Source organism: Cupriavidus sp. YR651 (assembly GCF_900101625.1).
Taxonomy (GTDB): Bacteria; Pseudomonadota; Gammaproteobacteria; order Burkholderiales; family Burkholderiaceae; genus Cupriavidus.
Genome location: NZ_FMYZ01000006.1, coordinates 237,195 through 258,112 on the forward strand (window position 1 = coordinate 237,195; position 20,918 = coordinate 258,112).

A 20,918-nucleotide genomic window follows, 5' to 3' on the forward strand; every position below is an offset into this window, starting at 1 on the left:
GGTTTTTTGTGACCACACCGATTCGGAACTTTCGTACAAATCCGATTTCCGGGGACACTCCGCATGCCTACTCTTCCCGTCTCGATGCGATAGATCAGCGCCGCTGGCATCGCTCGTTACAGGAATCCTCTCATGTCTGATTTGCATCCGCGGATCGCACGGACCGCATGCACCGCGTCGAGCGTGCCGGAGCACCTATCGGCCGGGTCACAGGTCGTGGTCGTTGGCCTGGGCTATGTGGGTGCTCCGCTGGCCGTTGCGCTGGCGAAGTATTTCGATGTATCTGGCTTCGACATCAGCACGATGCGTGTGGAGGAACTGCGCGCCGGGCGGGACCGCACCAACGAGATCCCGGCGGCAGCGCTGCGGGCGACATCGGCGGTTTTCACGACCGACGCCACGGTGCTGGCGCGGGCAGATGTCATTGTGGTGACTGTGCCGACGCCTGTGGATGGCGCCTGTGTGCCGGATCTGAATCCGGTGGTGCAGGCATCGATCGAAGTGGGACGCCACATGAAGCGTGGCGCGATCGTCGTCTATGAAAGCACGGTCTATCCCGGCGTGACGGAGGAGGTATGCGTGCCGCTGCTGGCGCAGCATAGTGGCCTGGTGCACCTCAGGGACTTCCACGTCGGCTATTCGCCGGAGCGCATCAGCCCGGGAGACCTGGTGAACACGCTGACCACGACCACCAAGATCGTGGCGGGAGACACGCCCGAGGTCTGCGAGCTGCTGGCGGACCTGTATGGCCGGATCACGCAAATCCATCGCGCACCGAGCATCAAGGTTGCCGAGGCGGCCAAGGTGCTGGAGAACACGCAGCGCGACGTCAATATCGGATTGGTCAACCAGGTGTCGCAACTGCTTGGCACGCTCGGTGTGGACACGCACGACGTGCTGGCCGCGGCGCGCAGCAAATGGAATTTCCTCGACTTCCGCCCGGGCCTGGTGGGTGGACACTGTATCTCCGTCGACCCGTACTACCTGACGCACAAGGCCGCCACTTGCGGATTCACGCCGAGCATTGTGCTGGCGGCGCGCGAGACCAACGACGGCATGGCCGGCTTCGTCGTGGATCAGCTTCTGCGCAGCATGACCCGTCATCATTTGCTGCATGCGGATACGGTGGTGACGATCCTGGGCGTGACGTTCAAGGAAGACGTACCGGATATCCGCAATTCCAAGGTTGTGGATATCGTCCGGGAACTCGATGCGGTGGGTATCCGCACGCAGGTGATGGATCCGCTGGCTGACAGCGCGGAGGTCGAGCAGGCGTATGGCTTTGCGCTGATGTCGCCGGAGCAGGCCACGCCAGCTCACGCGGTCGTGCTGGCCGTACCGCATGCCAGCTATCTCGAAGGAGGCTGGGCTTTGCTGGAATCACTCGGCAGGCCACAAGGCACGTTCGTCGTCAGCGACCTCAAGGCTGTGCTGAGTCGCACGGCCCGGCCGGAGCGGGCCATCCTCTGGCGTCCGTGATGGACTTCCTGATCCATGTCGTTTTCCTGCTGCCGCTGAGTGTGATGACGCTGAACTTCGGCGTGACATTGATGTTGCGGGTCGGCGCGCGCTCGACGTTCATCGAGAAGGACTTCGCGCTGCAACCGCAAGTGAGCGTGTTGTTGCCATGCTTCAACGAGGGCGAGCATGTGTTCCGAACCATCGAGAGCATCGTCACCAGCGACTATCCGCACGACAGGATCGAAGTTATCGCCGTCGACGATTGCTCGGCGGATGACAGCTTTGCCTGGCTGCAGCGCGCGGCACAACGATGGCCAAATGTGAAGGCGTACCGGAACGAGACCAACTCTGGCAAGCACCACACGCTGTCCTTTGCACTGTCGGAGTCGTCGGGCGAGATCCTTGTCTGCATCGACTCCGACTGCATCTTCGACAAGCGCGCCATTGCGGAGCTCACCGCCTGTTTCGGCGACGAGCGAATTGGAGCGGTGGGCGGGCGCGTGGGGATCAACAACACGCGACAGAACATTCTTACGCAGTGTCAGACGCTGGTCTACTACTACGCGTTTCAGATCATGAAGATGTCGCAGAACTGGACGCGCAACGTGACCTGCATATCCGGTTGTCTGTTTGCCATCCGTCGTGCGCACTTCGAAGCCATCGAGGCGCAGGTGAAGCAGCGCAACTGGTTTGGCATCGGCGTGCGCGACGGCGAAGATCGCTACATGACGCACCTGCTGTTGCTGAAAGGCCTGAAGACCTACATCAATATCTCCGCCCAGTGCTGGACTCCCGCCCCCGACAATTTCCGGCAACTGTTCATGCAGCAGTTGCGCTGGCGGAGGAGCGGATTGCGAGACCTGTTCTGGACACTGCGCACTTTCGGGATGAACGTGAAGGTGCTGCACCCGCTGACGATGGTGAACATGCTGGTGCCTGGCACGCTGACCGTGCTGTGGCCGGCCATGCATCTGTATGCGATCGCAACCGGCTGGGTTGCGGAACACTTGCTTTTGGCGCTGCAGGTCTACTTCGGCCTGTACGTCGCATTCGGATGCGTCTTCAACTATTTTGTTCGCCGCCGCAATCCCGAGCAAAGGGTCAACCCGCTCGCCGTCGGCATGCTGGGCTTGTGGTTCGTACTGGATTCATTTTTCATAACACTGGCGGCCATCTGCACATTCGACGTCGGCGACTGGGGTACGCGTGGCACGTCCCAAGCGAAGGCATAGATCCGAAAGCACTGATCTCGTTCCGGTCATGTTCAATTTCAAGCGGTTCCAGAATTCCATCATCCACACCTACCGCCTGACGATGACGACGGCACTGGTGGCCATCGTGGTGGGCGTGGTGTCCTATCTATTCCTGGTTGGCTTCTACGCGGTCAACCGCAACTGGTCGGCGCCGATGATTCTGTCGCCGACGCAGGGCAAGGTGCTGGCGTTCCAGCCACAGATTGCAATGCTGGAGGCCGCGCTGTTGAAGAACAAGGCCGACCTGGCGACGGCAGTGCAGCGGCATGCGTTGTTCGGAGAACAGGTGGGTGAACTCGAGTCGTTGATAGGACGCTTCGATGCGGCCGGAGACGCGGAAGCTGTGGCGCTATCGCGAGCGGGCGAGGACTTCCGGCGCGTGCTACGCCGCAAGTCGGCCGACACGACCGGTGGTGAGACTGCCGTCAGGCATGCGCAATCGCTGCTCGTGTCGATCGACGAGGATCTCGCAGCGGGGCTGGTCACGCGCGAAGAGGCGACGATGCGGCGGCTGAGCTTGCAGACTGCCGCCAGTGCGATCACGGACGCACGTGTCAACGAGGCGCTGTTGCGCGAGCGCGCGCGGATCGATGGCGATGCGAGCCTTACGCTGCAGGGCAACGCGTCCACGTCGCTCATGGCTTTGCAGTCGCATCACTCCGTGAGTCAGCTGAGGATGGCGATGGCACAGGCCACGATCGAAGTGGAAAGTGCCAGGCAGGCCATCGGGCAATTGCGCGTCAGCGTGGCACAGGGTACGCGCGTGCTGGACGAGGCAAGGCGATCGCCCTACTACGGCGCGTTGACGCAGAGCGTGCCTGTGGTGTTCGCACAGTATGACAACCTCGGTGCGGCCCGGCCCGGTGCGCCGGTCTATGACTGCTATCTGCAGATCATCCTTTGCCGTAGGGTCGGGATCATTCGCCGCATCTATGAGGCGGAAGAGTACGCGCGACATCCGCTGTTCAAGTCGGACATCAAGGGCAAGTTCATCGGCGTGGAATTCGACGATGAGCGCGCCAGCCGGTCGTCGGTGGTCTTCCTGGGCCGCAAGCCCTTATTACTCTAAGGGGCGCCGATGCGTTTCAACAGGACTGGTGTAGCCGTATGGTGCTTGTTGGCGGCGACGCGTGCGCTGGCGGATGTCGCCGCCGATCGTGAGAAGCAGGCTTACTGCCAGCACGTGCTGGATGTTGCCAAGGCTCAGCAGGTACTCGATCGCGGTATCGAGGGTTTTGGGCGCATCGGCCAGTCCGACACAAATCCCGACCTGAAGCAGGCGGTGCTTGGCGCGTCCAAAAGCCTGTCACGACACCTGCAAGGCGATGCGGCGGTCAGGGCTGCAGCGTTGGATTGCGAGCTCTATGCGCACAGTCTCGATGTCGAACTGATCGTCAACTTCCGGATGCTTGCTATCGAACAGCAGGTGGCGGCCCGACGTGTGGAGGAGTTGACGAAGGTGCTTGGCCTCCTGGATGAGGAGGTCCGCCTTGCCGAGCGGCGCAAACAGAGCGGTGATGCCACGACGGCGGAAGTCATGGCGCTGAACCAGCATCGGCTGCAGCTTCATGGTCAGTGGCTGGCGGCACAGCGTGCTGCGGTGGGTCGCGAGATCCCGGAGCTTCCCACTGTCGATGTGGGAGAAGCACTGCAGGAGGTAGATCGACTGACGCTCGCGCTGCAAGGCGAGCTCAATCGTCGGCAAGCGCTGCAAGCATGGGATGTCGCGCTCGTGGGGGGATTGCAGAGACCGATTTCGGGGCAGGTTCCGGGTGCGTCGCCGGAGTTGAAGCCGTTCGCGTCGCTGACGTTCCGATACAACTTCAATGACATCGTCTACCGGCGGCAATTGGATGCGACCGCCACATCGGCGTTGGCCCTGCGGAAGGCGCAGAATGCCGAATTGACCCGCCGTCTCCACTATTTACGGGAGAGCGTGGGCAGGATGTTGAAGGTGGAGAGTGCGGCGCTTCCCGGTCTCGCCGAGCAACGCCGCAGTCTGGCCGCGGAAATGGAGCGTCTGCGAGATATCGATTCGGCATTGGCCAGGAAGGCCAAGTCGCAACTGCGTGTCAGTCTTGCCGTTGCGGCGATGGAGGAGAACCTTTCGAGGTTCAAGGTTGGATTGCTAAATTATTAGTGGTATGGATTTGATGGATGACTGCGTGCATCGAACCATCAATGCTATGACTATTGTTTGGCGATTGAATTCGCTGGGGAAATATCGGTTGCTGCAGCTGCGAGCAACCATTCACGGAAGGCGGACAGTGCCGCGTGATTCCGCTTTTCCCGCCGTGAGCAAAGAAAATATCCGCGCCGCAGGCTGACCGGCAAATCAAACGGGGCGATGATCTGACCCGCCTCCAAGGCATCATGCACCAGGCAGCGCTGCAGCACGGCCACCCCCATATCCGCCTTCACCGCTTGAATCAGAATCGAGACCTGGTCGAAGCCCTTGGCAAGCGGGGGCGCAGCATCAGGTACGCCAGACGCCCGCAACCAGTTCTGCCAATTGGCCGGCGCCGTCGTGTGATAAAGCAGCGGTTCCTCCATCAACTCGGCCGGCGATTGCCAGAGTCCGGCCGCATGCCTTGCACGAGCGCGGTCCGGATGGCAAACCGGCACCATCTCTCGGCCAATCACGTAGTCGACTTGCCAACCGGGCCACTGTCCGTCCTCGCCGGCAAGAATGGCGGCATCCGGTGTTGCCCCGGAAAAATCCTCATCGCGTCGGTAGGGCACGAAGTTGAGCTGGATGTCGGGGTGACGCCGGTGGAAGTCCGGCAGCCGCGGCACTAGCCACACGCTTGCCAAAGTGGGGACGGCCGATAGGGTTAACTGATGCTGCCGGTCCTGATCGAGCATGGCCGTGCTGGCACTTTCGATGGCGGCCAGCGGGCCGGCGACGGCGTCCAGGAAGCTACGGCCGGCATCGGTCAGCGTCAGCCGATGGGCGTTCCGATGGAGGAGGGGCTGACCGAAATGGGATTCGAGTCGGGCGATGGCGCGGCTGATCGCACCCTGTGTCACACAGAGCGCTTCCGCCGCGCGTGTGAAGCTACCCAGGCGCGCCGCCGTGGCAAACGCATGCAGTTCTGACATCGAGGGGGAACGAAGCCGCATGGCAGGGCAGTCCTAGAATGATCTTTGGTAATGCAATCGTGCAATATAGTCGTTTGTGCACAGCCGGTAAACTCCCGACACTCGACGCTCGGTACCCCATTCGAGAACGATAAAGAGGAGTTTGAACTGATGAACCGAGCCTATTCGTCGCGCCGCCGCTTTGTGCTGTCCGGCGCAGCCGCTGCCTTGCTGGGCATGACCATCGCCGGCACCGCTGTTGCGCAATCCAGCTACCCGAACAAGCCGATCCGCCTCGTGGTTCCGTTCGCTGCCGGCGGGTCGACGGATCTGTCGGCCCGCCTGGTGGCCGAGTTCGCTGGTCGCGAGCTGGGTCAGACCATCGTTGTGGATAACAAGGGTGGGGCGGGCGGCTCGATCGGCATGGAGCAGGTTGCTCGCTCAGCGCCGGATGGCTACACGATCGGTATGGCCACGGTCAGCACGCACGGTTCCAATCCGGCCGTGTACCCCAGGCGTGGTTACGACCCGATCAAGGATTTCGCGCCGGTGACCAATGTCGTGGCGATTCCGAGCGTGTTTGCCGTACATCCAAGCGTGCCGGCCAGGACCATGCAGGAATTTATCGCTCTGGCCAAGGCCAACCCGGGCAAGTACACGTTTGCGTCGCCGGGTGCCGGATCGCTGGGTCACGTCAACATCGAGAACTTCATGATGCTGGCCAAGATTGACCTGCTTCATGTGCCGTACAAGGGCGCCGGCCTGGCACTCAACGACGCGGTGGCGGGCCAGGTCAATGCGATTACCGATAACCTGTCCTCGACGCTGCCCCACGTGAAATCGGGCCGGCTCCGCGCTTTGGCGATTCTCGGTGCGACGCGTTCCTCGCAATTGCCGAATGTACCGACCTATGCGGAGCTGGGATTCAAGGACATGGGCGAAGGCGGTTGGTTTGGCATCGTGGCGCCCGCCGGCACGCCGCCAGCGGTTATCGACAAGCTGAACGTCGCCATCCACAAGGCGATGCAGAACCCGGAGTTCAAGCGGAAGGTGGAGGAGAGCGGTGGCACGCTCGTACCGACCACTCCAGATCAGTTCAAGGCACAGATCCAGCAGGCCATGGCCCGCTATGCCCGTGTTGCCAAGGCCGCCAACATCAAGCTGGATTGAGTCATGACGATGTTTGAAGCAGTGCAGGGCGATGCACAGTGCGGTCCCTTTACGCTTGCGACCCCCGAGGGTGATCCGCTTCCGCTGGTGTGTGACTCGCCGCACAGCGGCGTCTTCTATCCGGCGGACTTCCATTCCGCCGTGGATATGGGGCGTCTGCGTGGCGGCGAGGATACGCATATCGACACGCTGTGGGAGTCCATTCCCAAAGTCGGCGGCACACTGATCGGGGCGACGTTTCCGCGTGTCTACATCGACCCAAACCGGATGCTGGATGATCTCGATCCGGAACTGCTGGCGTCGTCCTGGCCCACGCCGCTAGCGCCGGGGGAGAAGACCCGCCTCGGATTTGGCCTGATCTGGCGCAACATCGATGCGGCCACGCCGATCTACGACCGCAAGCTGACCGTGGCGGAAGTGGAGAGGCGGATTGATCGATACTACCGCCCGTATCACGCGGTGCTGGCATCGGCTGTGGAGGTGTCTTACCAACGGTTTGGCGCGCTGTGGCACCTGAACCTGCATTCGATGCCGAATAACGCCTATGAGCGGCTGAAGATCCAGAGTGCCCATCCGCTTGCGGACTTTGTGCTTGGCGACAGGGATGGTACGACTTGCGAGCCGGGGTTCGTGGATCTGGTGGAGGCGGAATTGCGTGGCATGGGCTACACGGTGGCGCGGAATGATCCCTACAAGGGTGTCCAGTTGATTGCCCAGATTGGTCGGCCAGCCGAACGCCGCAACAGCCTGCAGATCGAGATCCGTCGCCCGCTGTACATGGACGAGGCGACCAAGGCACCGAACGGTGGGTTCGCTACGCTGCAACGCGACCTTGGCATCCTCAGCGAGCGCATTGCGGTGTACATACGCGCGCGTATCTGACGCCAGAGAGCCTTCACGTTTCACGTGAAACATTGGCAAGCAAGGAGGCCCCGCAGAAGCGGGGCCTTTAATTTTTCCGCCGGGGTGTTTCACGTGAAACACACATTGGCTTGCCGGAGTATCTCGCGGGTCATGTTTCACGTGAAACATCGTGTCGGACCAAAGTCCACGATTCGATTGCCGCTATAATTCGGCATCCCGATTTTTCCCGCCCAGCCTCCCGGAGGAGGTGTCCCATGCTTTACCCAAAAGAGTTCGATGTCATCGTCGTCGGTGGTGGTCACGCCGGCACTGAAGCTGCCCTTGCTGCGGCCCGCATGGGCTGCCAGACGTTGCTGCTGAGCCATAACATCGAGACGTTGGGCCAGATGAGCTGCAATCCGTCTATTGGCGGCATCGGCAAGGGGCACCTGGTCAAGGAAGTGGACGCCATGGGCGGTGCGATGGCTGCCGCTACCGACGAGGCCGGCATCCAGTTCCGCATCCTCAACTCCAGCAAGGGTCCCGCGGTACGTGCTACCCGCGCCCAGGCCGATCGCGTGCTGTACCGCAAGGCCATCCGCTCGCGCCTGGAGAACCAGCCGAACCTGATGCTGTTCCAGCAAGCGGTTGACGACCTGATGGTGGAGGGCGACCGCGTGGTGGGGGCCATGACGCAGGTCGGCATCGCCTTCCGCGGTCGGGCGGTGGTGCTGACTGCCGGCACCTTCCTGGACGGCAAGATTCACGTCGGACTCGACAACTACACGGGCGGGCGCGCCGGTGATCCTGCCGCCGTGTCGCTGTCGGCACGCCTCAAAGAGCTCAAGCTGCCACAAGGCCGTCTCAAGACTGGCACGCCGCCGCGGATTGACGGCCGGACCATCGATTTCTCGGCGATGGAAGAGCAGCCGGGCGACCTGGATCCTGTGCCGGTGTTCTCGTTCCTGGGCCGGCCGGAACAGCATCCGCAGCAGCTCCCTTGCTGGATTACCCACACCAATAGCCGTACCCACGACATCATCCGTGGCGGGCTGGACCGATCCCCGATGTACACGGGCGTGATCGAAGGGGTAGGGCCGCGGTATTGCCCGAGTATCGAGGACAAGATTCATCGCTTCGCCAGCAAGGAAAGCCACCAGATTTTCCTGGAGCCCGAAGGCCTGACGACCAATGAGTTCTACCCGAATGGCATCTCGACGAGCCTGCCGTTCGACGTGCAGCTGGAGTTGGTGCATTCGATTCGTGGCCTGGAGAGTGCTCACATCCTTCGCCCGGGCTACGCCATCGAGTACGACTACTTCGATCCGCGTGCCTTGAAGGCGTCGCTGGAGAGCAAGGCGATTCAGGGGCTGTTCTTCGCTGGCCAGATCAACGGTACGACGGGCTACGAGGAAGCCGCAGCCCAGGGCCTGCTGGCCGGGATCAACGCCGGGTGCTACGTACGCGAGCGAGATGCGTGGACGCCTCGCCGCGATCAGGCCTATCTGGGCGTGCTGGTGGATGATCTGATCACGCGCGGTGTGACCGAGCCGTATCGCATGTTCACCAGCCGCGCCGAATTCCGCCTGAGCCTTCGTGAGGACAATGCGGATATGCGCCTGACCGAGATGGGACGCGAACTGGGCGTCGTCGATGACGTGCGTTGGGATGCCTTCAACCGCAAGCGCGACGCTGTTTCACGTGAAACAGAGCGGCTCAAGAGCACGTGGGTGAACCCGACGCTGCTGCCGGAAGCCGAGGCGGTGCCGCTGCTCGGCAAGGCAATCGAGCGCGAGTATTCGCTGGCCGACCTGCTGCGCCGTCCGGAAGTCAGCTATGAGGCGCTGGTTGCGCTCCAGGCAGGGCGCTTTGCACCGGAGGCAGCGCTCGATGTAGATCCGATGCTGGCCGAGCAGATCCGCGAGCAGATCGAGATCGGTATCAAGTACCACGGCTACATCGCCCGCCAGGCGGCCGAGGTCGACAAGCTGGAAGCCAATGAAGCGACCCGGCTGCCGCCGAACTTCGATTACACCGAGGTGCGCGGGCTGGGTTTCGAAGTGAGCCAGAAGCTGAATCAGCACCGGCCCGAGACCCTGGGTCAGGCCTCACGGATTTCCGGCGTCACGCCGGCCGCGATCTCGCTGCTGTTGGTACACCTGAAGAAGAAGGGGATGGGTCGCGCGGCTCCCGCCGCATCGGCCAAACCGGCGGCCGGCAATGGCCAGGAGGCTGCCTGAGTGGGCGGCCCTCGACACTCCGCGATCGACGACGCCGCGCAACGCCGCCGGCTCGAAGCCGGCCTTGCCGGTATCGGGCTGGCGCTGACACCGGCGCAGATCGAGACACTGTTTGCGTACCTCACGCTGCTCCGCAAATGGAACGGCGTCTATAACCTCACCGCCATCCGTCATCCTGACGAGATGCTCACGCACCATCTGCTTGATTCGCTGGCGGCTGTTCCGGCACTGGCCGAGGCTGCCCGTGCCGCTGGCGTCGCCGATGCCGCGCGGGGAAGGGTGCTCGACGTTGGTTCGGGTGGCGGAATGCCCGGCCTGCCGCTGGCGATTGCCTGCCCGGACGTATCCGTGCTGATGGTCGATATCGTCCAGAAGAAGACTGCGTTCCTGACGCAGTGCCGGGCGCAGCTCGGCCTGTCCAATGCGGCGGCGCATTGGGGCCCGGTGGAAAAACTCGAAGATGCAAACGGCTATGCGGTGATCACATCGCGGGCCTTTGCGGAGCTCACGGATTTCGTGAACCTCTCCGGCCATCTGCTGGCGGCTGGCGGCAAGCTGATTGCGATGAAGGGCGTTTATCCACAGGCCGAGCTCGACCGCATGGAGGCCGCTGGCCTGATGACGGTATGGCAGGTGGAAGCGGTACCGAAGCTGGCGGTCCCGGAACTCGATGCCGAACGGCATCTCGTGGTGCTGTCCCGTCGCTAATGACGGATATTGTGAATAATTCAGCACAAATCGGCGATGCGCCGGTTGGATGCACTCAGGAGCGGCAAGCGCATATGGCCAAGGTATTCGTGATCGCAAACCAGAAGGGCGGCGTCGGCAAAACCACCACCACGGTGAACCTTGCCGCCGGCCTAGCTGCGCAGGACCAGCGTGTGCTGCTGGTCGACCTGGATCCGCAGGGCAATGCCTCGATGGGTTCGGGCATCGACAAGCAGGCGCTGGAGCACAGCGTGTACCAGGTGCTGGTGGGCCTGTCCACGGTGGCCCAGGCGCGGCAGCGATCGGAATCGGGCCGGTATGACGTGCTGCCCGCCAACCGTGAGCTCGCGGGGGCGGAAGTCGAGCTGGTGGAGCTGGACCAGCGCGAACGGCGGCTCAAGCAGGCGCTGGCGGAGGTCGACGCCGAGTACGACTTCGTGCTGATCGATTGCCCGCCGTCGCTGTCGTTGCTCACGCTGAATGGCTTGTGTGCCGCCCATGGCGTGATCGTGCCGATGCAGTGCGAGTACTTTGCGCTGGAAGGGCTGTCTGACCTGGTCAACACGATCAAGCAGGTGCATGCCAACCTCAACCGCGACCTCAAGGTGATTGGCTTGCTGCGCGTGATGTTCGACCCGCGCGTGACGCTGCAGCAGCAGGTATCGGCCCAGCTGGAAGCACACTTCGCGGACAAGGTATTCAAGACCGTGATTCCGCGCAACGTGCGGCTGGCCGAGGCGCCGTCGTACGGCATGCCGGGCGTCGCCTTCGACGCGACTTCCAAGGGTGCGAAGGCGTATCTCGATTTTGGCGCGGAGATGATTGCGCGCGTACGGCAGCTCGGCTGAGTGCCGCGGATTTGGAAAGAAGGATGGCGACCATGAGTACCGCAAAGAAGAAGGGCCTCGGCCGTGGGCTGGAGGCTCTGCTGGGTGGCCCGGCCGAGATCGTCGAGACCGCCCGGCAGGAGGGTGCCCCGTCGGTGTTGCGCGTGGACCAGCTGCAGCCGGGCAAGTACCAGCCGCGCACGCGCATGGATGAGGGCGCGCTGCAGGAGCTGGCCGCGAGTATTCGCGCACAGGGCCTGATGCAGCCGATCCTGGTGCGTCGTGTGGCCGAGCCCGATCGCTACGAGATCATCGCCGGCGAACGCCGCTATCGTGCGTCGAAGATCGCAGGCCTGGACAAGGTGCCGGTGCTTGTGAAGGACGTGGCCGACGAAGCCGCGGCCGCGATGGCGCTGATCGAAAATATCCAGCGCGAAGACCTGAACCCGCTGGAAGAAGCGCAAGGCATCATGCGCCTGATCCGCGAATTCCGTTTCACGCACGAACAGGCTGCCGAATCCGTGGGACGTTCGCGCAGCGCGGTGTCGAATCTGCTGCGTCTGTTGAACCTGGCCAATCCCGTGCAGACCATGCTGATGGCGGGCGACCTCGACATGGGGCATGCGCGCGCGCTGCTGGCCGTCGATGGCGCCAATCAGATCACGCTGGCGAACCAGATCGTCAACAAGCGACTGTCGGTTCGCGAAACAGAGAAGCTGGTCGCCTCCACGCTCAAGCCGTTCGACCTGAAATCGCTCAAGCAGAAATCGGGCAACGGTACGCGCGATGTGGCGCGACTGGAAGAGGAGTTGTCCGATACGTTGGGGCTGGCGGTGCAGATCAAGCTCGGCGCACGTGGCAAGGGTCAACTCACGATCCACTTCACCAGCAACGATGCGCTGGACGGTGTGCTTACGCGTCTGCGCGAGCAGGCGGACGACGAGCGTGTAGCCTGATACGGAAATAGCGGCAACTGCTTTTTCCGGCAGTTGTCGGCCTCGCGCGACAGTCGCCCCGATGCGAAAAATCCATCGGGAAGAATCTGCGCGATAACCGAACAGTGGCCGTTCGAGAAGGGCAGGGCGGGCCGCTCGATCGGTGACCCATTCCCCATCATGCGCCACGGACCCGGCGCAATCCAATTACGTATCGCGTCATTGCCGCGCAATTTCCCGCCAGCCATCATGAAGACGTGATGCCAACCGTTGTGCGAAATTCACTGCAAGCTAACTGAAAGCAGATTGACTCCCATTGGGGATTCCTCGTAGAATCGTGCGGTTTGAATTCTGGCCGGACCCGAAAAGTTCCGGCCTGGAACGAGGCTAGGCAGGTGGTAGTTCGAGACCGTCAGCAGGACCGTCCGCAAGGCGGCGCAGTGCCCCGGAACGATCGTCTTGATGACGATTGGGACGATGAGGCCAAGCGCGAAGAAGAAGCTGTCGATCCGCTGTCGCATGCCGAGGCGGTGAAGCTGCTTGGCGAACGTGCGTTGCGTCCTTCGCGCATGACCCCCGTCAAAGTGGTGCTGGCGCAGGTCGTCGTGACGCTGTTGTCGGCGATTGCCTGGGCGGTGTTTGCCAGCGAGCATGCACCGTCGGGCTGGTCGGCCTTCTTCGGTGGCGCGGTGTGCTTCGTGCCCAGCGGGTTTTTCGCGCTGCGTCTGTGGATGTCGCGCGGGCAGCCGTCGGTTGGCGGTCTGGTTGCCGGCGAGGCGATCAAGATCTTTGCCACCGTCGCACTGCTCGTGCTGGTGGTGGTGCTGTACCGCGAACTGCGTTGGGTGCCGATGCTCGTCACGTTCCTGTTGGCGCTCAAGACATATTGGGTGGCGCTCGCGATCCGCTAAGCGGATGATGCGAAGCCCGTCGCCCTCGGCTTTCGGGCCTCGGGTGGGCTTCCGTCAAGATGCGGCACCCCTCCCGAAATTCAAGATTGGTTTTAGATGCGGCGCGTCACAACGGTGAAGCGCTGCATGACTAAGGTTTGCCAGAACAACAAAGCGTTCTTGCTCAAAGCGGTGACCGGTCATGTGACCGAAGGCTAAGCAAGACCTGTACCGAGATGCCGTCCAGGGCGGCGTCCGGTCAACAATTTCGCAATATACCGTTCGATTCGACATGTCAACTGAAGCTACTCAAGGCGCCGAGCACACGCTCACACCCTCAGGCTATATCGCCGAGCATTTGCAGAACTTGAATTCGGTTGGCGGCAAGCAGCACTCCGTTGTCGACTTCAGCATTCTCAATTACGACACCGTGTTCTGGTCGGTCCTCTGCGGTCTGATCGCCGTGGTGTTCCTGTACCTCGCCGCCCGCCGCGTCACCGCCGGCGTGCCGGGCCGCTTCCAGGCCTTTGTGGAAATGGTTGTCGAGATGGTCGACGACCAGGCCAAGGGAATCATCCATGGCGACCGTTCGTGGATTGCGCCGCTGGCGCTGATGGTGTTCTGCTGGATCACCATGATGAACGCGATCGACTTGATCCCTGTGGACTGGGTCACCGGCTTGAACCACCTGCTGGGCGTCTTCCACATTCACTTGCCGCACCACCGCGCCGTGGCCACCGCCGACCTGAACGGCACGCTGGGCATGTCGTGCTCGGTGCTGGTGCTGATGATCTACTACAGCTTCAAGATCAAGGGCGCGGGCGGTTTCATGCACGAACTGTTCTCGGCCCCGTTCGGCGCCAAGTGGTATCTGGCTCCGTTCAACCTCATCCTGAACATCATCGAATTCCTGGCCAAGGCCGTCTCGCTCGGCATGCGGTTGTTCGGCAACATGTATGCCGGCGAACTCGTGTTCCTGCTGATCGCGCTGCTGGGTTCCATCTGGACGTTCAGCGCGGATCTGTCGGCGCTGGGCTTCGTCGGGCACGTGGTTGCCGGTACCGTCTGGGCCATCTTCCACATCCTGATCGTTCTGCTCCAGGCCTTCATTTTCATGATGCTGACGCTGGTGTACATCGGCCAGGCTCACGATCATCACTGATTTCCGGTTTTTTGGTTTTTTGGTTCTAAGTCTCTCTAAATTAAAGGAGTCATCATGCAAGCATATCTCGCCAACATTCAGGGTCTGACCGCTATCGGTATCGGCATCATCATCGGCCTGGGCGCTATCGGCGCCTGCCTCGGTATCGCCCTGATGGGTGGCAAGTACATCGAAGCCTGCGCACGTCAGCCCGAACTGATGAACCCGCTGCAAACCAAGATGTTCCTGCTGGCCGGCCTGATCGACGCTGCATTCCTGATCGGCGTGGGCGTTGCAATGCTGTTCGCCTTCGCCAACCCGCTGCTGGCTGTCATTCAGTAAGTCTTTTCGGTCTGCATGATGCTGACGGGCGGCGCCGGCCTTCGGTCCGATGGCCTGGCCGCCCTTGTGCATTTGTCTGTAGTTTGATTACCGAAAGGAACACACCATGAATCTGAACGCAACGTTTTTTGCGCAGATGGTCGTGTTCTTCATCCTGTGGTGGGTTGTTGCCAAATTCATTTGGCCGCCGCTGGTGAAGGCGCTCGACGAACGCGCAAAGAAGATCGCCGATGGCCTCGCCGCTGCCGAAAAAGGCAAGGCGGAGCTTGAACTCGCCAACAAGCGTGTGGACCAGGCCATGGCCGAAGCCCGCACCGAGGGTGCCCAACGCGTCGCCGACGCCGAGAAGCGCGCCCAGCTGACTGCCGACGAGATCAAGCAGAACGCCCAGGCGGAAGCCGCACGCATCATCGCCCAGGCCAAGGCCGAGGCAGAACAGCAAGTGACCCGCGCCCGCGAAGAGCTGCGCGATCAGGTCGCCGTGCTGGCCGTGAAGGGTGCAGAGCAGATCCTCAAGCGTGAAGTGAACGCGCAGGTGCACGCAGACCTGCTCAATCAACTCAAGGCTGGGCTCTAATCATGGCTGAAACCGCAACCATTGCCCGTCCCTACGCTGAGGCGCTGTTCCGCGTCGCCAGTGAAGCCGGTGCAGGCAACCTGGGTGCATGGTCCGAGCTGGTGTCGGAGATGGGGCAGGTTGCTGCCAATCCCGACATGAAGGCGCTTGCCGACGATCCGAACGTTTCCAGCCAGAAGGTGGTGGAAGTGTTCCTGTCGGTGCTGAAGAATCCGGTCAATGACGAAGCCCTCCGCTTCGTGAACCTGCTGGCGGAGAACAACCGCCTGACGGTATTGCCGGAAATCGCCGAGCAGTTCCATGCGCTCAAGAACGCCCGCGAGGGGTCGTCCGACGTCGAAATTACCAGCGCATTCCCGCTGGAAGGTTCGCAACTGAACGAACTGGTCGCTGCACTCGAACGCAAGTTCGGCCGCAAGCTGCATGCAAAGGTGGCGGTTGACCCGTCCCTGATCGGCGGCGTGAGCGTCAAGGTCGGCGACGAAGTGCTCGACACCTCCGTGCGCGCGCGCCTGGCTGCCTTGCAAGCCACGCTGACCGCCTGACCGCAACGGCCGACGGATTGAAGAATTAGGAGCATTGTGATGCAACTGAACCCCTCAGAAATCAGCGAGCTGATCAAGTCCCGCATCTCGGGCCTTGGCGCCGACGCTGAAGTGCGCAACACCGGCACGGTGATTTCCGTGACCGATGGTATCTGCCGCGTGCACGGCCTGTCCGGCGTGATGCAGGGCGAGATGCTGGAATTCCCCGGCAACACCTTCGGCCTCGCGCTGAACCTCGAGCGCGACTCGGTCGGCGCCGTGGTGCTGGGTGAGTACGAACACATTTCCGAAGGCGACACGGTGAAGTGCACCGGCCGCATTCTGGAAGTGCCGGTTGGCAAGGAACTGCTGGGCCGCGTGGTGAACACGCTGGGCCAGCCGATCGACGGCAAGGGCCCGATCAACGCCAAGGAAACGGACGTGATCGAGAAGGTGGCCCCGGGCGTGATCGCACGTCAGTCGGTGAGCCAGCCGGTGCAGACCGGTCTGAAGTCGATCGACGCGATGGTGCCGATCGGCCGTGGCCAGCGTGAGCTGATCATTGGCGACCGCCAGACCGGCAAGACGGCCGTGGCCGTTGACGCGATCATCAACCAGAAGGGCAAGGGCGTCTTCTGCGTGTACGTGGCAATCGGCCAGAAGGCTTCGACGATCGCCAACGTGGTGCGCAAGCTGGAAGAGCACGGCGCGATGGAATACACCGTCGTCGTGGTTGCCGCCGCTTCGGACTCGGCCGCCATGCAGTACCTGGCTGCCTACGCCGGCTGCACGATGGGTGAGTACTTCCGCGACCGCGGTGAAGACGCGCTGATCGTTTATGACGACCTGACCAAACAAGCCTGGGCCTATCGCCAGGTGTCGCTGCTGCTGCGCCGCCCGCCGGGCCGCGAAGCCTACCCGGGCGACGTGTTCTACCTGCACTCGCGTCTGCTGGAGCGTGCAGCCCGCGTGAACGCCGAGTACGTCGAGAAGTTCACCAACGGCGCCGTCAAGGGCAAGACCGGTTCGCTGACCGCGCTGCCGGTGATCGAAACGCAGGCCGGCGACGTGTCCGCGTTCGTGCCGACCAACGTGATCTCGATTACCGACGGTCAGATCTTCCTGGAAACCGACCTGTTCAACGCCGGTATCCGTCCCGCCATCAACGCCGGTATCTCGGTGTCGCGCGTGGGTGGTGCAGCACAGACCAAGGTCATCAAGAACCTGGCCGGTGGTATTCGTACCGACCTGGCCCAGTACCGTGAACTGGCTGCGTTTGCGCAGTTTGCTTCGGACCTGGATGACGCCACCCGCAAGCAGCTCGAGCGCGGCCGCCGCGTGACTGAACTGCTCAAGCAGGCGCAATACCAGCCGCAGCAAGTATGGCAGCTGGCCGCGTCGCTGTTCGCAGCCAACAACGGCTTCCTCGACAACGTGGAAGTGAAGGACATTCTGCCGTTCGAGAAGGGCCTGCACGACCATCTGAAGACCAAGTACGCCGACCTCGTCAACCGCATCGAAGAGACCAAGCAGCTCTCGAAGGAAGATGAGCCCGCCCTGCGTGCCGCTGTCGAGGATTTCAAGAAGTCCGCCGCGTTCTAACCGCGTGATTCCACGACACCGCCCGTGCGCTGGATGACAGCGCGCGGTGCGGTTCGGACGGAGAGGAAGATATGGCCGGAACGAAAGAGATCCGAACCAAGATCAAGAGCGTGCAAAACACGCGCAAGATCACCAAGGCGATGGAGATGGTCGCCGCGTCCAAGATGCGCAAGGCGCAGGAGCGGATGCGCAATTCCCGTCCCTACGCCGAGAAAGTGCGGAATATCGCAGCGCATTTGGCTTCGGCCAACCCTGAGTTCAAGCACCCGTTCATGCAGGAACGCGAAGTCAAGCGCGTTGGCATGATCGTGGTCACGACCGACAAGGGGCTGTGCGGCGGTCTGAACACGAACGTGTTGCGCGCAGTGACCGGCGAACTGAAGACCCTGCAGGGCCGCGGTGTGGATGTGCAGGCGACCGCCATCGGCACCAAGGGCATGCAGTTCCTCGGCCGCATCGGCGCCAAGGTGGTTTCGCATGTGGTGCAGCTCGGTGACACCCCGCATCTGGAAAAGTTGATCGGTGCGATCAAGGTTCAGCTCGACGCATTCACCAATGGTGAAGTCGACGCGGTGTACGTGGCGTACACCAAGTTCATCAATACGATGAAGCAGGAACCGATGGTTGAGCAGCTGCTGCCGCTCGCCGCCGACAAGCTGGCCCAGACCGAAGATGAAAAGCGCGCCTACTCGTGGGATTACATCTACGAGCCGGACGCCCAGACTGTAGTGGAAGAGTTGTTGGTCCGCTACGTCGAGGCACTGGTGTACCAGGCCGTGGCCGAGAACATGGCGTCCGAGCAATCGGCGCGCATGGTGGCCATGAAGGCTGCGTCTGACAACGCCAAGAACGTGATCGGCGAACTGCAACTGGTCTACAACAAGACCCGTCAGGCCGCGATTACCAAGGAACTGTCGGAAATCGTCAGCGGTGCGGCTGCGGTCTAAGGCGTCAAGAATTCAAGCTATCGGAGATACGAAATGAGTATCGGAAATATTGTGCAGTGTATTGGCGCCGTGGTGGACATCGAGTTCCCCCGCGACGCAATGCCGAAGGTGTACGAGGCGCTCGTGCTGGAAGACAGCAACACCGCTTCGTTCGCCGAGAAGGGCCTGACTTTCGAAGTGCAACAACAGCTGGGCGACGGCGTGGTGCGTACCATTGCCCTCGGTTCGTCGGACGGCCTGCGCCGCGGCATGGCGGTGAAGAGCACCGGCGCGCCGATCTCGGTGCCGGTGGGTCAAGGCACGCTGGGCCGCATTATGGACGTGCTGGGCCGCCCCATCGACGAAGCCGGCCCGATCGCTTCTGACGAGCGGCGCGCGATTCACCAGGCGGCACCGAAGTTCGACGAACTGTCGCCTTCGACCGACCTGCTGGAAACCGGCATCAAGGTGATCGACCTGATCTGCCCGTTCGCCAAGGGCGGCAAAGTGGGTCTGTTCGGTGGTGCCGGCGTCGGCAAGACCGTGAACATGATGGAGCTCATCAACAACATCGCCAAGCAGCACAGCGGTTTGTCGGTGTTCGCCGGCGTGGGCGAGCGTACCCGTGAAGGGAACGACTTCTACCACGAAATGAAGGACTCCAACGTGCTCGACAAGGTGGCCATGGTGTTCGGCCAGATGAACGAGCCGCCGGGCAACCGTCTGCGCGTGGCACTTTCCGGCCTGACCATGGCCGAGAAGTTCCGCGACGAGGGCCGCGACATCCTGTTCTTCGTCGACAACATCTACCGCTACACGCTGGCTGGTACCGAAGTGTCGGCACTGCTGGGCCGTATGCCTTCCGCCGTGGGCTACCAGCCGACGCTGGCTGAAGAAATGGGCAAGCTGCAGGAGCGCATCACCTCGACCAAGACGGGCTCGATCACCTCGATCCAGGCCGTGTACGTTCCCGCGGATGACTTGACCGACCCGTCGCCGGCCACCACCTTCCTGCACCTGGACTCGACCCTGGTGCTGTCGCGTGACATCGCCGCTCTTGGTATCTACCCCGCCGTGGATCCGCTCGATTCGACCTCGCGTCAGATGGACCCGCACGTCGTTGGCCAGGAGCACTACAACGTCGCACGAGGCGTTCAGCAGACCCTGCAACGCTACAAGGAACTGCGCGACATCATCGCGATTCTGGGCATGGACGAACTGTCGCCGGAAGACAAGCTGGCAGTGAACCGCGCTCGTAAGATCCAGCGTTTCCTGTCCCAGCCGTTCCACGTGGCCGAAGTGTTCACGGGTTCGCCGGGCAAGTACGTGCCGCTGAAGGAAACCATCCGTGGTTTCAAGATGCTGGTGGATGGCGAATGCGATCACCTGCCCGAGCAGGCGTTCTACATGGTCGGCTCGATCGACGAAGCCTTCGAGAAGGCCAAGAAGCTCCAGTAAGCCTTGCCCGTCGTTGCCGCCCCTGGGCGGTGACGGCGGTGGGGCACATCGCGTGCCTCACCGCCGAGGGTAGAGCGATTGGACAAAGGATTTCACATGGCAACCATTCTTGTAGACGTCGTCAGCGCGGAAGCGTCGATCTTCTCCGGTCAGGCGAAGTTCGTTGCGCTGCCGGGCGAGACGGGTGAACTGGGTATCCTGCCGGGCCACACGCCGCTGATCACCCGTATCCAGCCGGGTGCGGTGCGCATCGAGAAGGAAGACGGCAGCGAAGAGTTCGTGTTCGTTGCCGGCGGTATTCTCGAAGTCCAGCCCAAGCACATCACCGTGCTGGCCGATACCGCCATCCGCGGTAGCGACCTGGACGAGGCCAAGGCGCAGGAAGCCAAGCGCAGGGCCGAGGAATTGATGCAGAACCAGAGCGGCGACCTGGACCTGGCTCGCGCCCAGAGCGAGCTGGCGGTGGCCGCCGCGCAACTGGCAGCAATCGCCCGTCTGCGTCGTAAGAAGTAAGCACCTGGTAGTACTGGCGCGCCTGTTGTTTTTTGGGCGCGACATAGAAAAAGGCAGCCGGATGGCTGCCTTTTTTGTCAGGTGGACGCTATATTTTCCTGCCTGGACCACAAAAAAAAGCGCGCGGGCCGGGGAGGCTCCGCGCGGACGGGAAAATCCCTTCGAGGGGTCAATTCGAAGGAACGGGTTCGGTCCAGGATTCCACTACAAGCGCATCGGAGTCATTTCTCCGCATCCAGGTCAGGGTTCCCAAAGGGAATCTCAAGCCTCGCGCCGTCGGTCTTCCTGTGCTCCGGATCAGCGGATTTACAAATCTGCTGGTCCGGAAAATCGGGTACTGCCTAGGGCTTTCTTCTTCCGCCCCGCCTTATTTATCAATGATTTACAGGTAGGGGCGTCACACCCCAGTGGCTGGTGTGTCAATGCA

At 62.0% G+C, this 20,918-nt stretch carries 20 protein-coding genes; 19 read left to right on the plus strand and 1 reads right to left on the minus strand.

Going from position 1 to position 20,918, the window contains the following annotated elements; all coding sequences use genetic code 11:
* Positions 1-132: 132 nt before the first annotated feature.
* The 4 genes from BLR29_RS18350 to BLR29_RS18365 are packed head-to-tail and all read left to right on the plus strand — an operon-like array spanning position 133 to position 4,854.
* Positions 133-1,479 (plus strand): nucleotide sugar dehydrogenase, encoded by a 1,347-nt coding sequence (locus tag BLR29_RS18350; protein ID WP_092138459.1) that lies wholly within the window; start codon positions 133-135, stop codon positions 1,477-1,479.
* Positions 1,479-2,693, plus strand: a complete 1,215-nt coding sequence (locus BLR29_RS18355) for a glycosyltransferase family 2 protein (protein WP_092138460.1) — start codon at positions 1,479-1,481, stop codon at positions 2,691-2,693. Before BLR29_RS18350 ends, BLR29_RS18355 begins: the two co-directional genes overlap by 1 nt.
* A 28-nt stretch (positions 2,694-2,721) precedes the next feature.
* Positions 2,722-3,783 (plus strand): hypothetical protein, encoded by a 1,062-nt coding sequence (locus BLR29_RS18360; RefSeq protein ID WP_092138461.1) that lies wholly within the window; start codon positions 2,722-2,724, stop codon positions 3,781-3,783.
* A 9-nt stretch (positions 3,784-3,792) separates the two neighbouring features.
* Positions 3,793-4,854, plus strand: coding sequence for a hypothetical protein (locus tag BLR29_RS18365; protein ID WP_092138462.1), 1,062 nt, complete (start codon positions 3,793-3,795; stop codon positions 4,852-4,854).
* Between the two features lie 50 nt (positions 4,855-4,904).
* Here BLR29_RS18365 and BLR29_RS18370 read toward each other — a convergent pair whose 3' ends face one another.
* Positions 4,905-5,837 carry a LysR substrate-binding domain-containing protein gene (locus BLR29_RS18370; RefSeq protein ID WP_092138463.1) on the minus strand — a complete coding sequence of 311 codons (933 nt, stop codon included), beginning with the start codon at positions 5,835-5,837 and terminating at the stop codon, positions 4,905-4,907.
* A 129-nt stretch (positions 5,838-5,966) separates the two neighbouring features.
* On the opposite strand from BLR29_RS18370, the gene BLR29_RS18375 reads away from it, so the two are divergent.
* From BLR29_RS18375 to BLR29_RS18445, 15 genes are all read left to right on the plus strand, one after another.
* Positions 5,967-6,965 (plus strand): Bug family tripartite tricarboxylate transporter substrate binding protein, encoded by a 999-nt coding sequence (locus tag BLR29_RS18375; RefSeq protein WP_092138464.1) that lies wholly within the window; start codon positions 5,967-5,969, stop codon positions 6,963-6,965.
* Positions 6,966-6,968: 3 nt separating this feature from the next.
* Positions 6,969-7,847, plus strand: a complete 879-nt coding sequence (locus BLR29_RS18380; protein WP_092138465.1) for an N-formylglutamate amidohydrolase — start codon at positions 6,969-6,971, stop codon at positions 7,845-7,847.
* Between the two features lie 236 nt (positions 7,848-8,083).
* Positions 8,084-10,048, plus strand: a complete 1,965-nt coding sequence (mnmG, locus tag BLR29_RS18385; RefSeq protein WP_092138466.1) for a tRNA uridine-5-carboxymethylaminomethyl(34) synthesis enzyme MnmG — start codon at positions 8,084-8,086, stop codon at positions 10,046-10,048.
* Positions 10,049-10,756 (plus strand): 16S rRNA (guanine(527)-N(7))-methyltransferase RsmG, encoded by a 708-nt coding sequence (rsmG, locus tag BLR29_RS18390; protein ID WP_092138467.1) that lies wholly within the window; start codon positions 10,049-10,051, stop codon positions 10,754-10,756.
* Positions 10,757-10,830: 74 nt separating this feature from the next.
* On the plus strand, positions 10,831-11,604 hold the full coding sequence (locus BLR29_RS18395; protein ID WP_092138468.1) for a ParA family protein: 774 nt from the start codon (positions 10,831-10,833) through the stop codon (positions 11,602-11,604).
* A 32-nt stretch (positions 11,605-11,636) separates the two neighbouring features.
* A complete protein-coding gene (locus BLR29_RS18400; RefSeq protein ID WP_092138624.1) occupies positions 11,637-12,539 on the plus strand; it encodes a ParB/RepB/Spo0J family partition protein in 903 nt (300 codons plus the stop codon).
* Between the two features lie 374 nt (positions 12,540-12,913).
* A complete protein-coding gene (locus tag BLR29_RS18405; RefSeq protein ID WP_092138469.1) occupies positions 12,914-13,429 on the plus strand; it encodes an ATP synthase subunit I in 516 nt (171 codons plus the stop codon).
* Positions 13,430-13,700: 271 nt separating this feature from the next.
* Entirely contained in the window at positions 13,701-14,570 is an 870-nt protein-coding gene (gene atpB, locus BLR29_RS18410) for a F0F1 ATP synthase subunit A (protein WP_092138470.1), read from the plus strand.
* A gap of 54 nt (positions 14,571-14,624) precedes the next feature.
* Complete coding sequence (atpE, locus tag BLR29_RS18415; protein WP_092138471.1) at positions 14,625-14,891, plus strand: F0F1 ATP synthase subunit C; 267 nt, start codon at positions 14,625-14,627, stop codon at positions 14,889-14,891.
* Between the two features lie 106 nt (positions 14,892-14,997).
* Positions 14,998-15,468 (plus strand): F0F1 ATP synthase subunit B, encoded by a 471-nt coding sequence (locus BLR29_RS18420; protein WP_092138472.1) that lies wholly within the window; start codon positions 14,998-15,000, stop codon positions 15,466-15,468.
* 2 nt (positions 15,469-15,470) lie between these two features.
* Complete coding sequence (locus tag BLR29_RS18425; protein ID WP_092138473.1) at positions 15,471-16,013, plus strand: F0F1 ATP synthase subunit delta; 543 nt, start codon at positions 15,471-15,473, stop codon at positions 16,011-16,013.
* Between the two features lie 39 nt (positions 16,014-16,052).
* Positions 16,053-17,594 carry a F0F1 ATP synthase subunit alpha gene (gene atpA / locus BLR29_RS18430; RefSeq protein WP_092138474.1) on the plus strand — a complete coding sequence of 514 codons (1,542 nt, stop codon included), beginning with the start codon at positions 16,053-16,055 and terminating at the stop codon, positions 17,592-17,594.
* Positions 17,595-17,665: 71 nt separating this feature from the next.
* Positions 17,666-18,541: a F0F1 ATP synthase subunit gamma gene (atpG, locus tag BLR29_RS18435; protein ID WP_092138475.1), complete on the plus strand. Its 876-nt coding sequence runs from the start codon at positions 17,666-17,668 to the stop codon at positions 18,539-18,541.
* A 33-nt stretch (positions 18,542-18,574) separates the two neighbouring features.
* Entirely contained in the window at positions 18,575-19,978 is a 1,404-nt protein-coding gene (gene atpD, locus BLR29_RS18440) for a F0F1 ATP synthase subunit beta (RefSeq protein ID WP_092138476.1), read from the plus strand.
* A 96-nt stretch (positions 19,979-20,074) separates the two neighbouring features.
* On the plus strand, positions 20,075-20,491 hold the full coding sequence (locus BLR29_RS18445) for a F0F1 ATP synthase subunit epsilon (RefSeq protein ID WP_092138477.1): 417 nt from the start codon (positions 20,075-20,077) through the stop codon (positions 20,489-20,491).
* Positions 20,492-20,918: the final 427 nt, after the last annotated feature.

Excerpts from the sequence above, each read along its gene's own strand:
- BLR29_RS18355 (WP_092138460.1), top strand. The coding sequence starts at position 1,479 with ATGGACTTCCTGATCCATGTCGTTTTCCTGCTGCCGCTGAGTGTGATG.
- BLR29_RS18360 (WP_092138461.1), top strand. The coding sequence starts at position 2,722 with ATGTTCAATTTCAAGCGGTTCCAGAATTCCATCATCCACACCTACCGC.
- BLR29_RS18395 (WP_092138468.1), top strand. The coding sequence starts at position 10,831 with ATGGCCAAGGTATTCGTGATCGCAAACCAGAAGGGCGGCGTCGGCAAA.
- BLR29_RS18350 (WP_092138459.1), top strand. The coding sequence starts at position 133 with ATGTCTGATTTGCATCCGCGGATCGCACGGACCGCATGCACCGCGTCG.
- BLR29_RS18420 (WP_092138472.1), top strand. The coding sequence starts at position 14,998 with ATGAATCTGAACGCAACGTTTTTTGCGCAGATGGTCGTGTTCTTCATC.
- mnmG (WP_092138466.1), top strand. The coding sequence starts at position 8,084 with ATGCTTTACCCAAAAGAGTTCGATGTCATCGTCGTCGGTGGTGGTCAC.
- BLR29_RS18445 (WP_092138477.1), top strand. The coding sequence starts at position 20,075 with ATGGCAACCATTCTTGTAGACGTCGTCAGCGCGGAAGCGTCGATCTTC.
- atpD (WP_092138476.1), top strand. The coding sequence starts at position 18,575 with ATGAGTATCGGAAATATTGTGCAGTGTATTGGCGCCGTGGTGGACATC.
- BLR29_RS18375 (WP_092138464.1), top strand. The coding sequence starts at position 5,967 with ATGAACCGAGCCTATTCGTCGCGCCGCCGCTTTGTGCTGTCCGGCGCA.
- BLR29_RS18380 (WP_092138465.1), top strand. The coding sequence starts at position 6,969 with ATGACGATGTTTGAAGCAGTGCAGGGCGATGCACAGTGCGGTCCCTTT.
- BLR29_RS18425 (WP_092138473.1), top strand. The coding sequence starts at position 15,471 with ATGGCTGAAACCGCAACCATTGCCCGTCCCTACGCTGAGGCGCTGTTC.
- atpA (WP_092138474.1), top strand. The coding sequence starts at position 16,053 with ATGCAACTGAACCCCTCAGAAATCAGCGAGCTGATCAAGTCCCGCATC.
- atpB (WP_092138470.1), top strand. The coding sequence starts at position 13,701 with ATGTCAACTGAAGCTACTCAAGGCGCCGAGCACACGCTCACACCCTCA.
- BLR29_RS18365 (WP_092138462.1), top strand. The coding sequence starts at position 3,793 with ATGCGTTTCAACAGGACTGGTGTAGCCGTATGGTGCTTGTTGGCGGCG.
- atpE (WP_092138471.1), top strand. The coding sequence starts at position 14,625 with ATGCAAGCATATCTCGCCAACATTCAGGGTCTGACCGCTATCGGTATC.
- BLR29_RS18400 (WP_092138624.1), top strand. The coding sequence starts at position 11,637 with ATGAGTACCGCAAAGAAGAAGGGCCTCGGCCGTGGGCTGGAGGCTCTG.
- BLR29_RS18370 (WP_092138463.1), bottom strand. The coding sequence starts at position 5,837 with ATGCGGCTTCGTTCCCCCTCGATGTCAGAACTGCATGCGTTTGCCACG.
- atpG (WP_092138475.1), top strand. The coding sequence starts at position 17,666 with ATGGCCGGAACGAAAGAGATCCGAACCAAGATCAAGAGCGTGCAAAAC.